Annotated in this window: 22 protein-coding genes; 2 read left to right on the top strand and 20 right to left on the bottom strand. The window is 65.9% G+C overall.

What is annotated here, in order from left to right:
* The first annotated feature begins 14 nt into the window (after window positions 1–14).
* Complete coding sequence (locus tag GJ695_RS04905) at window positions 15–2150, top strand: putative bifunctional diguanylate cyclase/phosphodiesterase (RefSeq protein ID WP_154362486.1); 2136 nt, start codon at window positions 15–17, stop codon at window positions 2148–2150.
* Here GJ695_RS04905 and GJ695_RS04900 read toward each other — a convergent pair.
* The 12 genes from GJ695_RS04900 to flgB form a co-directional block, all read right to left on the bottom strand.
* Window positions 2144–3190 (bottom strand): hypothetical protein, encoded by a 1047-nt coding sequence (locus tag GJ695_RS04900; RefSeq protein WP_154362485.1) that lies wholly within the window; start codon window positions 3188–3190, stop codon window positions 2144–2146. The genes GJ695_RS04905 and GJ695_RS04900 overlap by 7 nt on opposite strands.
* Before the next feature lie 19 nt (window positions 3191–3209).
* Window positions 3210–4124 (bottom strand): flagellar hook-associated protein FlgL, encoded by a 915-nt coding sequence (gene flgL, locus GJ695_RS04895; RefSeq protein WP_154362484.1) that lies wholly within the window; start codon window positions 4122–4124, stop codon window positions 3210–3212.
* An 11-nt stretch (window positions 4125–4135) separates the two neighbouring features.
* Window positions 4136–5551 carry a flagellar hook-associated protein FlgK gene (gene flgK, locus GJ695_RS04890; RefSeq protein ID WP_154362483.1) on the bottom strand — a complete coding sequence of 472 codons (1416 nt, stop codon included), beginning with the start codon at window positions 5549–5551 and terminating at the stop codon, window positions 4136–4138.
* 93 nt (window positions 5552–5644) lie between these two features.
* The gene (locus tag GJ695_RS04885; protein WP_154362482.1) at window positions 5645–6085 is read right to left on the bottom strand and encodes a hypothetical protein; all 441 of its coding nucleotides are present in this window, start codon (window positions 6083–6085) and stop codon (window positions 5645–5647) included.
* A gap of 8 nt (window positions 6086–6093) precedes the next feature.
* Entirely contained in the window at window positions 6094–7206 is a 1113-nt protein-coding gene (locus GJ695_RS04880; protein WP_154362481.1) for a flagellar basal body P-ring protein FlgI, read from the bottom strand.
* A 26-nt stretch (window positions 7207–7232) separates the two neighbouring features.
* Window positions 7233–7904 (bottom strand): flagellar basal body L-ring protein FlgH, encoded by a 672-nt coding sequence (gene flgH / locus GJ695_RS04875; protein WP_154362480.1) that lies wholly within the window; start codon window positions 7902–7904, stop codon window positions 7233–7235.
* The gene (gene flgG / locus GJ695_RS04870; protein ID WP_208023403.1) at window positions 7904–8695 is read right to left on the bottom strand and encodes a flagellar basal-body rod protein FlgG; all 792 of its coding nucleotides are present in this window, start codon (window positions 8693–8695) and stop codon (window positions 7904–7906) included. Before flgG ends, flgH begins: the two co-directional genes overlap by 1 nt.
* 32 nt (window positions 8696–8727) lie before the next feature.
* Complete coding sequence (locus GJ695_RS04865; RefSeq protein ID WP_154362479.1) at window positions 8728–9459, bottom strand: flagellar basal body rod protein FlgF; 732 nt, start codon at window positions 9457–9459, stop codon at window positions 8728–8730.
* A gap of 10 nt (window positions 9460–9469) precedes the next feature.
* Entirely contained in the window at window positions 9470–10762 is a 1293-nt protein-coding gene (locus GJ695_RS04860; RefSeq protein ID WP_154362478.1) for a flagellar hook protein FlgE, read from the bottom strand.
* 12 nt (window positions 10763–10774) lie between these two features.
* Entirely contained in the window at window positions 10775–11467 is a 693-nt protein-coding gene (locus GJ695_RS04855; RefSeq protein WP_154362477.1) for a flagellar hook capping FlgD N-terminal domain-containing protein, read from the bottom strand.
* A 3-nt stretch (window positions 11468–11470) separates the two neighbouring features.
* Entirely contained in the window at window positions 11471–11893 is a 423-nt protein-coding gene (gene flgC, locus GJ695_RS04850) for a flagellar basal body rod protein FlgC (RefSeq protein WP_154359141.1), read from the bottom strand.
* Between the two features lie 25 nt (window positions 11894–11918).
* On the bottom strand, window positions 11919–12281 hold the full coding sequence (flgB, locus tag GJ695_RS04845) for a flagellar basal body rod protein FlgB (RefSeq protein WP_154362476.1): 363 nt from the start codon (window positions 12279–12281) through the stop codon (window positions 11919–11921).
* 230 nt (window positions 12282–12511) lie between these two features.
* On the opposite strand from flgB, the gene flgA reads away from it, so the two are divergent.
* A complete protein-coding gene (gene flgA / locus GJ695_RS04840; RefSeq protein ID WP_371866487.1) occupies window positions 12512–13159 on the top strand; it encodes a flagellar basal body P-ring formation chaperone FlgA in 648 nt (215 codons plus the stop codon).
* Here the strand turns inward: flgA and GJ695_RS04835 are convergent.
* The 8 genes from GJ695_RS04835 to GJ695_RS04800 form a co-directional block, all read right to left on the bottom strand.
* Entirely contained in the window at window positions 13140–13886 is a 747-nt protein-coding gene (locus GJ695_RS04835; RefSeq protein WP_229260475.1) for a glucosaminidase domain-containing protein, read from the bottom strand. The two genes, flgA and GJ695_RS04835, sit on opposite strands and share 20 nt — an antisense overlap.
* Before the next feature lie 16 nt (window positions 13887–13902).
* A complete protein-coding gene (gene flgN / locus GJ695_RS04830) occupies window positions 13903–14349 on the bottom strand; it encodes a flagellar export chaperone FlgN (protein ID WP_371866495.1) in 447 nt (148 codons plus the stop codon).
* A gap of 5 nt (window positions 14350–14354) precedes the next feature.
* Window positions 14355–14630, bottom strand: a complete 276-nt coding sequence (locus GJ695_RS04825; protein WP_154362473.1) for a flagellar biosynthesis anti-sigma factor FlgM — start codon at window positions 14628–14630, stop codon at window positions 14355–14357.
* 39 nt (window positions 14631–14669) lie between these two features.
* A complete protein-coding gene (locus GJ695_RS04820; RefSeq protein ID WP_166455176.1) occupies window positions 14670–15680 on the bottom strand; it encodes a flagellar motor protein MotB in 1011 nt (336 codons plus the stop codon).
* Window positions 15664–16581: a flagellar motor stator protein MotA gene (gene motA / locus GJ695_RS04815; protein ID WP_154362472.1), complete on the bottom strand. Its 918-nt coding sequence runs from the start codon at window positions 16579–16581 to the stop codon at window positions 15664–15666. The genes GJ695_RS04820 and motA overlap by 17 nt, the downstream gene beginning before the upstream one ends.
* Window positions 16582–16636: 55 nt before the next feature.
* The gene (locus GJ695_RS04810; protein WP_154362471.1) at window positions 16637–17374 is read right to left on the bottom strand and encodes a FliA/WhiG family RNA polymerase sigma factor; all 738 of its coding nucleotides are present in this window, start codon (window positions 17372–17374) and stop codon (window positions 16637–16639) included.
* 32 nt (window positions 17375–17406) lie between these two features.
* On the bottom strand, window positions 17407–17901 hold the full coding sequence (locus GJ695_RS04805; RefSeq protein ID WP_154362470.1) for a flagellar basal body-associated FliL family protein: 495 nt from the start codon (window positions 17899–17901) through the stop codon (window positions 17407–17409).
* Window positions 17902–17909: 8 nt separating this feature from the next.
* The coding region (locus GJ695_RS04800) for a flagellar hook-length control protein FliK (RefSeq protein ID WP_166455390.1) at window positions 17910–18486 on the bottom strand (577 nt) is incomplete at its 5' end.

Below are 18486 nucleotides of genomic sequence, written 5' to 3'. Positions count from 1 at the left end.
GATAAAGGGGGTGTATGGATAAGACTATGCACGCGGAGATGCCCGGCCTGTCGGCGGTTGCCGAACAGGCCGCGATGGCGACCTTTGCCACCGAGGCCGGCGCCGCCAGCCTGGCCGAGCCATCCTGGTTCAACGATATCTACCTGCTGGCGCCGGTCGGCTATTTCGTGCTGGCCTTCGACACCACCATCCTGCAGATGAACGTGGTGGGCGCCGATCTGCTGGGACTGGCGCGCGCCAATCCGGAGCGGGCCACGCTGCGCCAGTTCGTGGCGCCGCGCTTCCTTGACGATTTCGACCATTTCCTGCGGCGCGCCGTCAACAGCACCGAACCCGCGCAATGCGACTTGCAGCTGCTGCGCGGGCGCAACCAGCAGGGCTTTCCGGTGACGCTACGCGCCAGCGCCGACAGCAGCGGCCAGGGCGTGCGCGTGGTGCTGGAGCCGGCCGAGGGCAAGCTGGCGGCGCTGGAGCGCAGCGAGGAGCGCTTCCGCCGCATCGTCCACAACGCCGAGGAAGGCATCTGGGAAATCGACGCCGCCGCCCGCACCAGCTTTGTCAATCCGAAGATGGCGCAGATGCTCGGCTACACCATCGAGGAGATGCTGGACCAGCCGCTGATCGCTTTCATGGACGAGGAGGGCCGCGCCATCCTCGAACGCAATATCGCACGCCGCCAGCAGGGACTGGCCGAGCGCCACGAATTCAAGTTCATCCGCAAGGACGGCGCCGAGCTGTGGGCCACGCTGGCCACCAATCCGATCTTCGACGCCGACGGCAGCTACCGCGGCGCGCTGGCGCTGGTCAGCGACATCACCGCCAGCCGCGCCTCGGCCGAGCTGGTGTGGCAGCAGGCCAATTTCGACGCGCTGACGGCGTTGCCCAACCGCCATATGTTCCAGGACCGCCTGAACCAGGAGCTGAAGAAGGCGCGCCGCGAAGGCCTGCTGCTGGCGCTGCTGTTCATCGACCTGGACGGCTTCAAGGAGGTCAACGACACGCTCGGCCACGCCCATGGCGATGGCCTGCTGGTGGAGGCGGCGCGCCGCATCGGCCTGTGCGTGCGCGGCGCGGACACGGTGGCGCGGCTGGGCGGCGACGAGTTCACCGTCATCCTGTCCGGGCTGGAGCAGGCGAGCGGCGTCGACCGCATTGCCCAGAGCATCGTCACGCAGCTGGCGCGGCCGTTCGCGCTGGGCGTGGCGCAGCGGTCGATTTCGGCCAGCATCGGCATCGCGCTGTATCCGTCCGACGCCGCCACGCCGGAGGAGCTGCTGCACGTGGCCGACCAGGCCATGTACGCGGCCAAGCAGGACGGCCGCAACCGCTACAGTTATTTCACGCCGGACTTGCAGCTGGCGGCGCAGGCGCGCCAGCAGGTGACGCTGGACCTGCGCTCGGCGCTGCCGTTGCAGCAGTTCGAGCTGCATTACCAGCCCATCGTCAATCTGCGCACCGGCAAGATCGAGCGCGCCGAAGCCCTGCTGCGCTGGCGCCACCCGCAGCGCGGCCTGCTGGCGCCGGCCGAATTCCTGCCGTTTGCCGAGTCCGGCGGCATGATGCTGCAGATCGGCGACTGGGTGTTCCGCCAGGCCGCGCAGCAGGCCCGGCAGTGGCAGGACGAGCTGGGCAAGGGCTTCCAGGTCAGCATCAACCAGTCGGCCGCGCAGCTGCGCGGCGATACCGCGCTGTACGTCGAATGGCTGCGGCACACGGCCAGCCTGGGGCTGGCGCCGCGCAGCCTCGTGCTGGAGATCACCGAGAACGTGCTGATGGACGGCGCCGCGCGCGCCGCCGAGCGCCTGCGCGACCTGCGCGAGATGGGCTTGCAGGTGGCGCTGGACAACTTCGGCACCGGCTATTCGTCGCTGTCGCACCTCAAGCATTTCGGCATCGACCTGCTCAAGCTGGACCGCAGCTTCATCCAGTACCTCGCCAACGACAGCGGCGACCTGGCGATGTGCGAGGCGCTGATCGCCATGGCCCACCGGCTCGGGCTGCGGGTGGTGGCGGAGGGCGTGGAAACGGCGGCGCAAAGCGGCCTGCTGGCGATGGCCGGCTGCGATTATGCGCAAGGGTATGTGTTTGCCGGCGCACTGCCGGCCGGGGAACTGACCGCGCTGGCGCAGCGCGGCCTGCTACTTCATTGACGCAGGCTGAGCAGCGAGAGCACGCGCTCGCGGCTGATGCCGGCCAGCGCCGAGGTGATCGACAGCAGCGACTTGTAGCCGGGCTGCCGGGTGGTGGTGACAAACGCCTGCGCCACCTGGTCCATGCCGCTCTTGGTGGTGGCCGGGGCGGCGTTCTGCACGCGCGCGGCCACCTGGGCCAGCGCCTGGCGCACCGAGGCGATCGACTGCTCCACCTTGGACAGCGCCTGCAGCACCTGGGTCAGGGTGGCGCGGATCGCATCGCTGTCGTTGGTCTGCCAGGTATCCGGATCGACCTGGGGCGCTTCGGCTTCGGCCTTGACGCGGTTCAGCTGGCCGGAGGCGAAGCGGATGCCGCCACCCTGCACGGCGATGGTGTCGCGCACCTGCGCCCACTGTGCTTCGCTGGTGGAAAACTCCAGCTGTCCGTCCTCGCTGATCTGCGCCCGCACGCCGGTGGGCGCCAGCGCTTCGTTGAAGCGCTGCGTGATCTGTTCGTCGCTCAGGCCCGGCTCCAGCACCACCGAGCGCACATTTTGGCCGCCGCCGACCGACATCGCCAGCACTTCGCGGGCGCCGCTGCGCAGGTTGCTGAAGTTCATGCCGCGCACGGTGAAACTGGTGGTGCTGCCCTTGGTGCTGAAGTTCAGCTGGGCGTCCAGCGTGCCGCCGGAGGCGCTGCTGCGGGTGCGCCAGCTGTTGCTGAACTGGCGCACGCGCGCCTCCAGCGTGCCGTCGGTGCGCTGGCGGTTGGCCAGGCGTGCGCTGAGGTCGGTTTTCAGGCTGCGCAATTGTGCGGCGCTCTGTTCCAGGAAATCGAGCGCCTGCTGGGCGCTGGAGATATCGCCCTGCAACGGCTGGTCCCAATTGCTCAGGCCGCGACGCAGCGGCGCCGCCGCGTTTGGCGTCGGCGTGACCGGCGTGGCGGTGGCGGCGTTTTCCCCGTTCAGTCCGAGCGAGGTGCCGTCCACCGCCGTCGCGTTACCGGCATTGGCGCCCGGAACAATGGGCTGGGGGATGGCGCTGGACGATATTTGCATACGCTAAAAGAGTGACGAATTACAGGATGTTGAACAGCGACAGATTGCTGATCTTCGAGTACGCCTTGTACGACGCTTGCAACGCCAGGTTGTAGCCGTTCATGGCAATCGTGGCCTCGCCCATGTCCAGCGAGCCCAGATCGAGGATCGCGGTCTGGTTCGACAGGCTGACGTTGGCATGGTTGCCGTCCAGCGTGTCCATGACGTTTTGCGCGCCGCCGAAGCTGGCGATCTTGCCGGAGATCAGGTCCAGGGCGCTGGTGGCGCCGTCCATATTGGCTTTCAGCGCGGTCTGCACCGCCGGGTCGCCCGGCGACACATTCGGCTGCGACAGCGCGGTGATGGTGGCGTCCATCTGGTTCAGCAGGTCGTCCAGGCCCTTGACGTCGACATTGATGGTCTGGTTGATGCCGTTGCCCACCACCGATTGCTGCTGGTCGGTGTTGCCGGTGAATTCGTAGCGGCGCTGCGGCGGCACCGGGTTCTCGGTGAAGGTGATCGCCGGCGTGGCGGTGGCGGTGCCGGAGAACAGGTAGCGGCCTTCCTGGTCCTTCTGGTTGGCGCTGTACATCAGGCTGTCACGCAGCGAGGTCATGGTGGTGACCATGGCCTTCAGGTCTTCGCCGGTATTGCTGCCGTCCGACGCCCACACCAGCTGGTCGTGGCTCTGGGTGATGTCGTTGACCATGCTTTGCAGATAGGTCTCGTTGGACGACAGGCGGATCTTGATCGAGGAGATGTTGTCGCGGTACTGGCCGACAATGGCTTCCTCGCGCGCCAGGCGCGACAGACGCACGGCGGTCACCGGATCGTCGGACGGCACCTGGATTTTTTTCTGGCTGGCGATCTGCGCGGTCAGCGACGCGATGGCGCTCTGATTATCCTGCAGGGCGCGGTTCATGGTTGCCTGGAACTGGCTGGTGGCGATACGCATTCAGGCTCTCCTTAACCGAACATTTGCAACGTGGCGTCGAACAGGGTGTTGGCAACCGCAATCACCTTCATGTTCGCCTGGTACATATTCTGGAATTCCACCAGGTTGATGCCTTCCTCGTCGGAGTTCACCGCGCTGGTCGACTTCCAGTCGTCTTCCGACTGCGAGCGGATGGTGGTGGCGGTCGCGAGCTGGGCCTGGTTCTGCTGGCTGATGATGCCCAGCTGGCCGACGATCTGGGTGTCGGCGTCGCCCAGTTGCACGGCGCTGACCACGCCGCTCAGCGAGGTCAGCTGGATATCCTGGCTCTTGATGGCGACCAGCAGTTGCAGGTTGCCGCTGTCGCCCGGCTGACCGTTGCTGGAAAACGCCAGGTCGGAGGTCTTGAAGCCGCTGGCGACTTGCAGCAGCCCGGTGGCGCTGGCCGGATTGTAGTCGAGCAGGGCGACGCCCATATCGCCCTGGTCGCCCGGGATGGCCGGATCGGCGTTGCCCTTGTAGCCGGCCGTCAGCGCGGCGTTGATGTTGTCCGACATCTGCTTGGCGATTTCCTTGATCGACGTCTGCAGCGGGGCCAGGGTGTTCTGGCGGAAGTCGCCGAGGCCGCCGAGCTGGCCGCCGACCTTGGTGTCGTCCAGCGTGAACTTGATGTTGGAATAGGTCAGCGTCAGCGACGCCGGCGCGCTGCTGCCGGCGTTGACGTAGGCCAGGGTCGAGGCGGTGTCGTTGACCACCAGCGGCTCGCCGCTTTTCAGCGAGACGTTGACGCTGCCGTTCGGGTTGTACACGACTTCCACGCCGACCTGCTGGGCCACGCTGTCGATCAGCTGTTCGCGCTTGTCCATCAGCGCCGAGGTGTTGGTGCCGGCGCCGGTGGTCGAGACGATCTGCTTGTTGAGCGCGGCGATGCCGGCCAGCGACTCGTTGAGCGACGGCAGGATCGAGGCCTGCTGCTGCTGCACCGAGATCGACTGGTTGGTGGTCAGGTTGTAGATCGAGTTGATCTGCTGCGCCATCGAGTCGGCGGTGGTGATCACCTGCTGGCGCAGCGGCGTCGAGGTCGGATCGACGCTGGCCGCGTTCAGGGCCTTGAAGAAGTTGTCGATGCCATAACTGATGCTGGACTTGTCGTCGCTCATCACCGTTTCCAGCGAGGTCAGGTACGGCTGCACCTGCGAGCGCACGCCGACCGCCGAGTTGGCGCGCCACATCTGCTGCAACTGGTAGGAATCGCTGAACCGCAACAGGGAACCCACTTGCACGCCGTTGCCGGCGGACAGGGTGCCCGGATCGGAAGCGGTCGCCTGCAGCAGCACGCCCTGGCGGGTATAGCCCTTGGTCTGCTGGTTGGCGAGATTCTGGCTGACGGTGTTCAGTGCAGCCTGGGCGGCCAGGGCGCCCGACAGTGCGTTGTAAGTGATGGTCATGAAGCGGGTCTTTTCCTGGTGAAGTCCGAAGGTCCGGCGCAACGCAGCGCGATGCTGGCGGCCGCCGGTCCGATATCAATACTGGGCGACCGTTTATTGCTGCTGATTAAGTGGAATGCTTAAATTTTGCGAATCGGAAACTTTTGCCGCCGCCTGTGCCTGCACCGGCTGGGCTGGCTGCTGCGGCAGCAGTTGGCGCAGGATGGCGTCGGCCACGCCGAAGGCGCGCTTGCCGGCCAGCTGGTCGGCCACCAGGTTGTCGGCCATGTCGAGCATGTCCTGGTTGATGCGGTCCTTGGACGGGCTGTCGTCGGCCGCCAGGGCGCGGGTGCCGTCGCGCATCTGGTGCAGCATGTGGCCGATGAAGAAGCTTTCAAACTTGACCGCCGCCTCGGTGGCCTTGGCGCGGTAGACCGGATCGACGGTGTCGCCTTCCTGCGCCGCGACCGGGGCCACGGCGGTGCTGCTCAGTTGGCCGGCGGTGCCGTTGGCCAGCAGGCGCGACGGATCGAAGGTGTTGTTGGTGTAGTCCATGCCCATCCTTAAATGACGACCAGTTCGCCTTCGATGGCGCCGGCCTGGTCGAGCGCCTGCAGGATCGCCATGATGTCGTCCGGCGTCGCGCCCAGGCTGTTGACCACGTCGATGATCGACTGCAGCTTGGCGCCGGCCGGCCACTTGAACATCTGCGCCGGCCCCTGGTCGGCGCTGACCTGCGACTGCGGCGACGACACGGTGCTGCCGCCGGCCAGCGCGTTCGGCTGGCTGACCTTGGTCGATTCGGAAATCACCACCTTGAGCGAGCCGTGGGTGACGGCGGCGGCGCGCACGCGCAGGCCTTCGGCGATCACCACGGTGCCGGTGCGCGAATTGAACACCACTTTCGGCGCATCCTCGCCGACGTCCACGCTCATCGATTCCAGCTTGGCCATGAAGGCCACGCGCTGGGTCGGATTGCCCGGCGCCACGACATCGACGCTGGTGGCGTCGCTGGCGGTGGCGATGTCGCCGAAGCGCTTGTTGATCGAGTTGACGATGTTGATCGCGGTTTCAAAGTGCGGATGGCGCAGCGACAGGCGCACCGTCGGCTTGCTGGAGAAATCGGTGCCGATCTCGCGTTCGATGTTGGCGCCGCTCGGAATGCGGCCGGAGGTCGGGGTGTTGACGGTGATCGACGAGCCGGACTTGCCCTGGGCGCTGTAGCCGCCCACCACCACGTTGCCTTGCGCCAGCGCATAGGTTTCGCCGTCGGCCGCGCGCAGCGGGGTCAGCAGCAGGGCGCCGCCGCGCAGGCTCTTGGCGTCGCCCATCGAGGACACCACCACGTCGATGCTCTGGCCCTTGCGGTAGCCGGGCGGGAACACCGCCGACACCATCACGGTGGCGACGTTCTTCGACTTGGCGTCGGTGCCGTCCGGCACCTTGACGCCGAACTGCTTGAGCATATTGATCACGGACTGGCTGGAAAACTTGACCTGGGTCGAGTCGCCGCTGCCGTTCAGGCCGACCACCAGGCCGTAGCCGACCAGCGGATTGTCACGCACGCCTTCGATGGCGACCAGGTTGCGCAGCGCCTGCGCGGCCTGGGCCGGCAGGGTGGCGCCCAGGGCCAGGCTCAGGGCCAGCGGCAGCGCGATAAGCTTGCGGAAATTCATGGGATCACCCGTCTTTCAAGGAAAACTCAGAACGGCATCAAAGGGCCGTTGAAGAAGCGCGACAGCCAACCCGGCTGCTGGGTTTCGGCCAGCGTGCCTTGCGCCGAATAGGCGATGCGGGCATTGGCGATGCGTTGCGACGACACCTGGTTGTCGGCGTCGATATCGGCCGCGCGCAGGTAGCCGCGCAGGCGCACGAATTCCTCGCCGTTGTTCAGGGTCAGGGTTTTTTCACCGGAGATGCGCAGCAGGCCGTTCGGCAGCACTTCCTGCACGATCACGGTGATGGCGCCGGTCAGGGCGTTCTGCTGGGTGCTGGTGGCGTCGCCGGCAAAGGTGTTGGAGGCGCCCAGGCCGACCGCGGCCTTGCCGAAGGTCTTGCCCAGCAAATTCGGCGCGTTGATGTTGTCGGCCGACTGCTTGGAATAGCTGGTGCCGGCCTTCTTGCTGGCCTGGGTGGTTTCCAGCAGGTTGACGGTGACCACGTCGCCGACCCGGAAGGCGCGGCTGTCCGAGGTCAGCGACAGGCCGACGTCGGTGCTGAACACGCCGCCCGAGACGCCGCGCGGACCGGTGTTGCGCGCCACCGGCGGCGGTTCGTCGGACGGGCCGGGGCGCACCGCGGGCGGCTGCAGCTGGGCGCAGCCGGCCAGGGCCAGGGCGGCCAACAGCAGCGTGGAGCGCAGTGCGGCTTGCATCAGCGTGCCGCCGCCGACAGGTACTGCAGCATATTGTCGGCTGCCGACAGCACCTTGGTGTTCATCTCGTAGGTGCGCTGGGCGGCGATCATGTCGACCATCTCCTCGACCACCTGCACGTTCGAGCCTTCCAGCGTGCCCTGCTTGATCTTGCCCCACTGGGCGGTGCCCGGCTGGCCGTCGGTCGGCGTGCCCGACGACGGCGTTTCGGCAAACAGGTTCTCGCCCAAGGCCAGCAGGCCGGTCGGGTTGATGAACGAGGTCAGCGTCAGCTGGCCCAGCACCTGCGGCGTGACGTTGTCGGCGATCTTGGCCGACACGGTGCCGTCCTCGGCGAAGGTCAGCGCGGTGGCGTTGGCCGGCACGGTGATCTGCGGGATCAGCGGCAGGCCGCCGGCGTTGACCAGGATGCCGTTGGCGTCGACCTGCAGCTGGCCGGCGCGGGTGTAGGCGGTTTCGCCGTTCGGCTGGCGCACCGACAGGAAGCCGTTGCCCATCACCGAGATGTCGAGGTCGCGGCTGGTGGTTTGCAGGATGCCCTGGCTGAACACCTTCTGGGTGCCGACCAGGTGCACGCCGTTACCCAACTGCACGCCCGACGGCGCCAGCGTGTTGTTGTCGGCGCGCTGGGCGCCCGGTTGCGCTTCGACCGAGTAGAACAGGTCTTCGAACACCGCGCGGTCGCGCTTGAAGCCGACCGTGTTGGCATTGGCCAGGTTATTGGCGATGGTTTGCAGCTTCAGGTCTTGCGCCTGGACGCCGGTCTTGCTGATCCACATTGCTGGATTCATGATTTCTCCCTGGTGGTATGTGGTGGTCCGGCTTAGCTGCCGCTGATCAGGCGGTTGCCCGCCTGGGTCATCGAATCGGTCGACGTAAACATCTTCATCTGGACTTCAAAGCTGCGGTTCAGGCTCATGGTGGCGACCATTTCCTCGACCGCCGAGACGTTGCTGCCTTCCAGGTGGCCGGAACGCACCACCACGGTCGGATCGGTGGCCAGCGGCGCGCCATCGCGCGCGACCAGCAGGCCGGCCTCGTTCTTGGTCAGCTCCGAACCTTCGGCCTTGACCATGCGCAGCTTGTCGACGGTCTGCATGATGATGGTGCCGGGCGCCTGGATCGAGATGGTGCCGTCGTTGCCGATGTCGATGCGGGTGTATTCCGGCAGCGTGATCGGGCCGCCTTCGCCGAGCACCACGTCGCCGTTGATGCGCAGCGTGCCGTTTTCATCGAGCACCATGTTGCCGGCGCGGGTGTAGGCTTCGCCGCCGGCGGCCGTTTGCACGGTCAGGAAGCCGGCGCCGGCCACGGCCACATCGAGCTCGCGCCCGGTGCTTTTCATGGTGCCGGGCTTGGTCGACACGCTGTTGGCCTGCAGTTGCGACATGTGGCGGTCGTCGTAGCCGTAGCCGTTGACGGATTGCGCCGCCGACAGCTCCATATTGGCGCGGAAGCCGCCGGTATCGATGTTGGCCAGGTTGTTGGCGTGCACCTGTTGCCCGCGCAGGGCCCGTTCGGCCCCGCTCATGGCGGTGTAAATCAGCGCGTCCATGCGTCAGTCCTTAGATCGCCTGCATCAGCGATTGCAGCATGGTGCTCTCGGTCTGGATGACTTTCGAGTTGGCCTGGTAGTTGCGCTGCGAGGTCATCAGACCGACCAGCTCCGAAGTGATGTCGACGTTGGATTGCTCCAGCGTGGCGACGTTGATCTGGCCGTTGACGCCGACGCCTGCCAGGTCGGTGTTGGCGACGCCGGAGGCGGCCGAGGCTTCCCAGCTGGTGTCGCTGACCTGGGTCAGGCCGCCTTCATTGGCGAACGAGGCCAGCACGACCTTGCCCACGGTCTGGGTCTGGCCGTTGGTGTACTTGGCGATCACCGAACCGTCGCTGCCCAGCGAGACGCCGGAGAAGTTGCCGGCCGAATAGCCGTCGACTGGCGTGTTGGAGGCCACCGAAGTTTCGCCGGAGAAGAAAGTGGTGCCGGTGTAATCAATGGTCACGGCCCCATTCATGTTGGCGCCGTTGGCGAATTTCGGCCAAAGGTTAGGGTCGCTGGTATCGACGTTGGTGGCGGTCAGGTCCAGTGTGCTGACGGTCAGGTCCGGCGTCACGGTTGGATCGTCAGGATTCAGCGTACCGTTGGTGGTGTCGAAATTCAAGTCTTTGCCAGCCGTGATGCCGTTGCCGTCGAGCGCGTAGCTGACGTGCACGGTGGCGACGCCGCCGGTGGAGCCCGTCATGGTGAAGTACTGGGTCAGCACGTGCTGGGTGCCGAGGCTGTCGTACAGATTGGTGGTCTTGAAGGTGTTGTAGGTCGACGGGTCCGGCGGCGTGCTCGGCGTGATGGTCGTAGGGTCGCTGACCGGGGTCTTGACGGCCCAGTCGGCCGACAGGTTGCCGACATAGGTGGCTTTGGTGGTGATCTGCGCCGGAATCGCGCCGACCGGGATCTTCAGGTCGCCTTCTGCGCCAGGTTCGGTGCTTGGCGGCGTGATGGTCTTGCCCTGCACGCGGCGGCCGGAGGCGTCCACCAGGTAGCCGTCCAGCGAGGTGTCGAAGATGCCGACGCGGGTGTATTGAAGCGAATTGTCGGCCGCGCGGGTGACGAAGAAGCCGCGGCCGCTGATCGAGGCGTCCAGCGCGCGGCCGGTGTTCAGGATGCCGCCCGACAGGCCGATGTTCTGCGTCGTCGAACCGACCGTCACGCCGTTCAGCTGGCTGCCCGCCACCAGGGTGGCGAAGTTGGCGCGGTTGGCTTTATAGCCGTAGGTGCCGGCGTTGGCGATGTTGTGGCTGGTGACGTCCAGCGATTCGTTGATGGCCTGGATGCCAGACAATGCGATATCGAAACTCATGATGGATTTTCCTTAGAGAGTAGACTGGGTGGCGGATGCGGCGGCGGTCGCTGGACCGTTGAAACCGGTGATGGCGGTGGTGCTGGTCTCGCCGATGTTGGCGACGTTCAGCACCACGCTGCCGGTGGCGCCCAGGCGCACGCTGTTGAGGCGGCCCTGGATGTCGATGGTCGGATTGCTGGAGGTGCTGGTAACCACCTTCATCGTGTACGTGCCTTCCGCCAGACCCAGCTTGGCCGGATCGATGGTGAAAGGCACCGTGCCCGGCGCCTGCACGCCGAGGTTGATCGTGTGTTCGACGCCGTCGCTGCCGGTCAGCACCACGCTGGTGGCGCTGCTGCTGGCGTCCAGCGTGGTCTGGCCGCTGACCTTGGTGGTGCCGTCCAGCTTGACCGTGGTGGTCTCGGCCATCACGTTGGAGCCGACCTGCGCGCCCAGCGACAGCACCTGCATGCTCTGCAGGATGCTGGAGTTGGCGCTGGTCAGGCTCGACAGGTTCTGCAGCGTTTCGGTCTGCGACAGCTGGGTCAGCTGCTGGACGAACTGCGCCGGATCGGTCGGCGACAGCGGGTCCTGGTTCTGGATCTGCGCCACCAGCAATTTGGTGAACATGTCCGACGCTTCGCTGGCGCTGTTGCCGGTGATGCTGGTGCCGGTCGAGGCCGAGTTGCTGGTACTGCTGTTGTTGAGGAGACTGACAGTCATGGCTTAGCCTTCACCGAGTTTAAGGAGGGATTGCTGCATCGTGCGGATGCGGCCGAGAACTTCAACATTGGTCTCGAAGGCGCGCGAGGCCGACATCATGTCGGTCATCTCGGCCACCTGGTTGACGTTGGGGTAGAACACCATGCCGTCGGCGTTGGCCATCGGGTTGCCCGGCTCGTAGACCTGGCGCAGCGGTTCGGCCGACTCGACCACGTCGAGCACCTGCACCTTGCCGCCGGCGCTGGCCATGCCGTCCGGGCTGTCGCCCATGACGGCGGCAAACACCGGCTTGCGCGCGCGGTAGGTGTCGGCTTCGGTGCCGGCCACCGAATCGGCATTGGCCAGGTTACTGGCGATGGTGTTGAGACGGACGGACTGGGCCGCCATGGCCGATCCGGCAATCTCCGAAATAGTCTTGAACGACATGCGCTGCTCCTGGGTTGCTGCGGGCTTACTGGCCGGCAATGGCCTTGGCCAGCCCCTTGAACTTCATGTTGGCGAAGGTCAGGCTGGTCTGGAAATCGGTGGCGTTCTGCGAGAAGGCGGCTTGCTCGACGCCGATCTCGACGGTGTTGCCGTCGCGGGTGGGGTGGTAGGGCACGCGGTACATCAGCGCGCTGTCGCCGCCGTCGCCGATGTCGCCGTTGCCTTCGGCCTGGACGTTGGCCAGCGTGGCGCTGAAGTCCATGTCCTGGGCCTGGAAGCCGGGCGTGTTCTCGTTGGCGATATTGGCGGCCAGGATGCGCGTGCGGTCGGCGCGCAAGGCCAGCGCGTCGGCGTGGACGCCCGCTGCATCTTTGAAGTTAATGCCCATCTTCTTCCCCTGTGGTGACATGGCGGTAAAACGCGTCGGCATGAGTGACAACCGCTACGTCCCATGTAGAATGGCGGCCGAGCCCCGATGGGGCGACCGCTTCCGGCATCATAGTAGAGGTATTGCTCATGTTCAACAAATCTATTGTAACTGTTTCGGCCGGGATGTTGCTGGTTTGCATTCCATTTTCTTCAGCTATTTCTGCCGGCGCGCCGGTCGCGGCGGAACAGGTGCCGGCACTGGTCGAACGGGCGGCGCAGCAACACGTGGAGCGCTGGGCCGCCGCGGCCGGCTTCAGCGAGCCGCAATTCAGCGTCACGGTGGTGCCGGGCACGCGCACGCTGTCGGCCTGCAACCAAGGCGTGACGGTGCAGGCGGCCGACACGCGACTGCCGAGCCGGATGCGCTTCATCGCCGTCTGCAGCGGCGCCGGCGGCTGGCGGTACGAATTCATCGTGCGCGCCCAGGTCTCGGCGCGGATTGCCGTGATGGCAAATGACTTGGCGGCAGGGAAAGTACTGGCAGATGAAGATGTGTTGCTGGAGCGCCACGATATCGCCGCCATCGCCGACGCCGTCAGCGATCCGCAGGACGCGGTCGGTCTGAGCAGCAAGCGCGCGCTGCGCGCCGGCGAGGTGGTGCGCAAGACCTTGCTGGCGGCGCCGACGCTGATCAAGCGCGGCGAGCCGGTGCGCATTGTCGCGCGCCGCGACGAGATCGAGGTCAGCATGGGCGGCGAGGCGATGGACGCCGGCGCGCGCGGCGACACGGTGCGCGTGCGCAACGCCAACGGCACGGTGCTGCGCGCCCGGGTGACCGGCGCAGGCACGGTGGAACCTGTCGCAGCGCCGGTCACGGCTAATTCTCCGTCGGAGTAGGGCTGAGGCGCCCACCGCGCTGCAACTGCGCGGCCACCTTGCTCAGCTTGTCTGCATAATTCGGGTCGGTGGCATAGCCGGCCTTGGCCAGGCCGCTGGCGAAGGCGCGGGCATCGCTGCCGGTGTTGAGGGCGGACGCATAGCGCGGATTGCTGGTCAGCAGCTGGGCGTAGTCGCGGAAGGCGCTGGCGGTGTCCGGATAGCTGCGGAAGCGCTCGGTCTTCTTGAGCAGCGCGCCATGTTCGAATTCGGTGGTGCTGGCGACAGCGACGTCGCCCTGCCAGCCGGCGCCGGCCTTCACGCCGAACAGGTTGTTGGCATTGGCGGCGCCGTTCTTCAGCGGCTGCTTCCCCCAACCCGATTCGAGCGCCGCGTGCGCGGCCACCAGTTCCGGCGCGACGCCGAGCTTGTCGGCGGTTTCCTGCGCCCACGGCTGGATCGCCGCCAGGAATTGCTGCTGGCTGTCGCTGTCGACGCTGTCGTCGTCGATGGCGCCGGTGGCGCGGTTGCGCAGCGCCATGGCTTGCAGGCTCATGGCCTGCGACGAGGGCGCCGCGTCGCTGTGGAAGCCGCCGTCGCCCTGGGCGATGTAGGCGGTCACGTCGTTCTGGACTTGCGCGAAGGCGCTGTTGAAGGCGCCCGCGGGCGCAAAGCCGCCAGTGGCCGCGGTGGGGCGGCTGGCGGTCATGTTCGAGACGGTTGCGGCAGTGGGTGCGGTGGCTTGCATCCCCGTGGTTATCCCACTAAGCTGGCGCATAGATTTGCTCCTCGCCATGCAGCACGCGCTGCATGATGGTGTATTGCTCGGCCAGCAAATCGCCGTTGCGCTTGCTGAGTCGCTTGCACTCGAGCACCGCCTGTTCCAGCGATGCCCAGTCCGCCTCTATTTTCTCCCGTGCCGTATTTTTCAGCAAGGCAAAAGCTTGCGCCATATTGCCAGTTTCACCAACTAAACGTTGTACCAGCGCCACGCGCTCGGCGCGCCGTTGCTGCATGGCGTCAACTTGCGCTTCGATAGCCTCGGCGGCCGCCGCCAGCTCGCCGGCGTTGTGGCGCAGCGCGGCGCGGAACTGGTCGCGCAGCATGACCTGCAGTTCGGCGTAGGCCTGCAGGTCGGCGCCGATGCCGGCCAGCAGGGCGCGCATGGCGTCCTGGCGCGACAGGGCGGCGATGGCGCCGGCATGATTCACATTGCTCAAGGTTCGCTCCCGTGGAAACGCTGGATCAGGCCGGCCAGCTTGGCCGGGTCGAACGGCAGCTCGCCCTTGGCCAGCGCGTCGCGCAGCATGTCGATCTTCTCCTGGTCGATTTCCGGCATGTCGCGCATGGCTTGCAGCGCCGGCTGCATGACGGACGATTGCAGCGGCGCCTGGGCCGGCGCCGGGGCGATGGCGTCGGCGGCGTCCACCGGGGCGCTGTCGGCCACGCGCTGGACGGCCAGACCGTCCGGGGTCGAAGTCGGGATTCTCATGCGGCTGCCTCTTGTTGGCTTGGTTTCCATACGTCTGTCTTATTTGTTGCGGCGCGGATCACGCAGCGGCGATTCGCCCTGACCACTGAGCTGGCTGCGCAGTTTCTGCAGCAGGGTCGCGTCGGGCAGGGCGGTGTCCACGTCATGAATCAGGGCGGTGCTGTTTTCCGGCACGCCGAACATGGCGGCGATGGTCTTGGCCTGGGCGGTGGTCAGGATCAGCAGTTCGATGCGGCGGTTGACGCCGGCGTCGGCGCGCTTGGTGTCGAGCGGTGCGCGGTCGGCCATGCCGACCACCTGCAATACCGACTCCGGATTCATGGTGCCGGCCAGCAGCTGGGCGCGCGCCGACATGGCGCGGTTGGCCGACAGCGTCCAGTTCGAGAAGGCGGCGTAGCTGGTGTCGGCGTACTGCAGCGAATCGGTGTGGCCGACGATCAGCATCTGGTTTTCCATCTCGCGGAACAGCGGCCCCATCTTGCGCAGCAGGGCGCGGAACTTGTCGGTCGGCACGGCGCTGCCGCGCACGAACATGCCCTGGCGGTCGGTGTCGTGCATCATCACGCGCAGGCCGTAGGGCGTGATCACCGCTTCCAGATTCGAGGTCAGGCCGTAGTCGGCGCTCATCTTGGTCAGCGCCTTGGACAGCGCGGCCAGGTCTTCCGGACTGTCGTAGCGCACCTTGGACGACGGCTCGGTCGGGGTGTCGGTCTGTTCGGCCTGGGCCTTCTGCTTGCCCTCGGTTTCGCTGCTGCCGGTGTGCGGCATCGGGAAACGGTCGATCAGGCTGCCGCGCGGGCCGCCGACCTGCTCCGGCATGACGCCCTTGCCCTGGTCGGTCTTGGCGCCGTCGGCCTCGGTCAGGATCTGCTCCAGCGACTCGGTGTTGCGCGCCGCCATCAGCCACAGCACCAGGAACAAACACATCAGCGCGAGACAGAAGTCGGCGAACGCTACCTTCCAGGCGCCGCCGTGGTCGTCGTGCTTGTGCTTGCCGCCACCGCGCTTGACGATGGTCTGGTCATGCGCTTTATCATGCGGCTTTAGCACCACGTCCTCCGCGACCAGAGTTATCCGAAGCACCGCTGTCGTTGCCCTCCAGATCGTTGATCCAGCGTTCCAGCTGGGCGAAGCTCGGCTTGATGTTGAGCTGCACCAGGCGGCGGCCGGCGTCGATCGCCAGCAGCGGCGGCTTGCCGGCCACGTGGGTCACCAGCACCACCTTGACGGTTTCCTTGTTGGCCGCCTCGGAATTGACCAGCTGCTTCATCATGTTGCACAGCGGGTCGATCAGGCCGTAGCAGAAGAAAATACCGATGAAGGTGCCGACCATGGCCGCGCCCACGTGCTCGGCGATCTCGCCCGAGGTCGCGCCTTCGCTGACGGTGTTCATGGTGATCACGATGCCCAGCACGGCGGCCAGAATACCGAAGCCCGGCATCGCCTCGCCGATCTTGCCGAGCGACTTGGCCGGCTGTTCCAGCTCGGTGTGGATGGCTTCCAGTTCCTGTTCCAGCACGCCTTCGAGCTCGTGCGCGTTGATCTTGCCCATCGCCATCAGGCGGAAGTTGTCGACGATGAAGGCCAGCAGTTTCGGCTCGTCGAGCACGCGCGGATAGCGCTGGAACAGCGGGCTGTCCTTCGGCGCCTCGACGTGGGCGTCCAGCGCCTTCAGGCCGCCGGCGGCCAGTTGCAGCAGCTCGTACATCAGCAGCAGCAGCTGACGCTGGAATTCCGAGTCGTATTTCTTCTTGGTGATGATCTTCTTGATCTGCGTGCCCATTTCCTTCAGCACGTGGCCGGGATTGCCGATCACCAGCGCGCCCATGCCCGAACCGGCAATCACGATCAGCTCGATCGGCTGCCAGATCTGATGGAAGGCGCCGCCCATCATGAAGAAGCCGCCGAAGACGCTGCCTAAAACTATGAGAATGCCGACTATTTGCTGCATGATGATTCGCCTTTCCGCGTCATTTTTCTAATCCCTGAGTGCGCCGCGCCGCTGCCTAGGCGCTTTGCAGTACTGCCTTCATCTTGTTCAGCGCCGCCTTGTTGAGCTGACAGACGCGAGCGTCGGTCAGGTCCAGCACGGCGGCGATTTCCTTGTAGCTCAGCTCAAACTCGTAATACATCTGCACCACCCGCTGTTCGCGCTCGTCGAGGCCGCGCAGCGCCTGTTCCAGGCTGCGCCGCACCACCAGCTGGTCTTCCGGACTCGGCGCGGTGTCGTGGCTCATGCTTTCCTGCAGGATCTCGTCGAAACTGGCGATCAGCTCGGCGTTCTCGTCGAGCAGGTAGGCCTGGTAGGCTTCCGGCGTCAGCGCCAGGCCGCTCATGATTTCCTGCTCGCTCGGTTCATGGCCCAGCTTGCGGGTGAGGGCGCGCACGGCGTCGCGCAGCTTGTGGCTTTGCTGGCGCACCGCGCGCGGCCGCCAGTCCTGGCGCCGCAGCTCATCGAGGATGGCGCCGCGGATGCGCAGGCTGGCGTAGCTGCCGAAGGCGGCGTCCGGCTCGCCGTAGCGGCGCAGCGCTTCCAGCAGGCCCATCAGGCCGATCTGTTCCATGTCGTCGCGGTCGATGGCGCCGGCGATCTGCGAATTGAGCTGGCGGACGATGCGCTTGACCAGCGGCGCATACGCCAGCAGAAACTTCTGCTCGTCGGCGACGCTATGCGTGAACGGCGTCGCGCCGTGCACGCCGTAACCTTCGGCATAAGTGTCTGCAAATTCCTCTACGTATCCCATGCCCGCTCCACTCGTGTTCATGCTGCTGCGGCTTACTCAATGATGAGTTTGCCAATCATGACTTCGTCAAACGGTTTCTCGCGGCCTTCTTCCTCGAACTCGTGGTCGAAGGCCTTGTTCAGTTCCGCGGCAAACTGGTCGATGGTCATCACGCGCGCGCTGGCCATCGGCAGGCCGGACAAGGTTTTCACAGCGACGCTGCGCAGCATCGGCAGGTTTTCCTTGGTTTCCTTTTCACGCTTGGCGTCGGTGCTGACCACCAGATCGGCCGACAGATAATGCGTCACGCTTTCGTCGGGCTGATGCTTGAGCATCACCACCACCTTGTCGACCGTCAGATACTTGGGCGGCTCGCCCGGTTTCTTTTCCTTTTTCTCTTCCTTCTTGGCCGGCTTTTTCTTGCCATCCTTGCCGTCGGCCGCTGTTTCCTCACCACCCTTGGACATATACCAGACTGCTCCGCCGGCCACTGCGGCGCCGACAACGACGGCCAGTACCACGGCGATGATGACTTTCATATTCTTCATTGTGCAGATTACTCCCCGGTCATGGCAAAGGTGGCGGTGCTGTCATCCTCGGACAGGGCGCGGGTCGGGCCGCGGCCATCGTGCTGGTCGCGCGGCTGCCCGTTTTTGCCGCCGCCCTGATCGGCCTGCGCCTGGGCGCGCGACGACGACACGGTGACGGCGACGTCGCTGAACTGCTTGGCCGACAGGTCCTGGCGCACGCTGTCGCCGATGGTGTTGAGCTGGCGCACCACCTCGCTGTTGCTGGCCGACAGGTTGACCTGCAGCGCGCCGGCGCTGTGGCGGATCGAGATCTCGATGCTGCCCATGTTCGGCGGTTCCAGGCGGATGACGGCCTGATCGTTGTTGCGCTGCAGCTGCAGCTGCAGGCGGTCGCCCAGCGCTTCGCGCAGCGGCTGCTGCCATTGCTCCGGCGAACCGGCCAGCTTGACGGTGGCGCTGGCCTGACCGGCGGCCGGGGCCGCGCTCTGGCTGACATTGAGGCTGTTGACCGAGGTGGTGGCGGCGGTCAGCGTGTTCTTGCCGTCGTCGGCGGCAGCGGCGGTGACGCTGGCGGCCAGCGGCGCGGCGGCGGCGGCAGGGCTG

Source organism: Duganella alba, from assembly GCF_009674495.1.
Classification (GTDB): domain Bacteria; phylum Pseudomonadota; class Gammaproteobacteria; order Burkholderiales; family Burkholderiaceae_D; genus Rugamonas; species Rugamonas alba.
The sequence above is the reverse complement of the archived record's forward strand: the minus strand, read 5'-3'. Positions and strand labels throughout refer to the sequence as shown.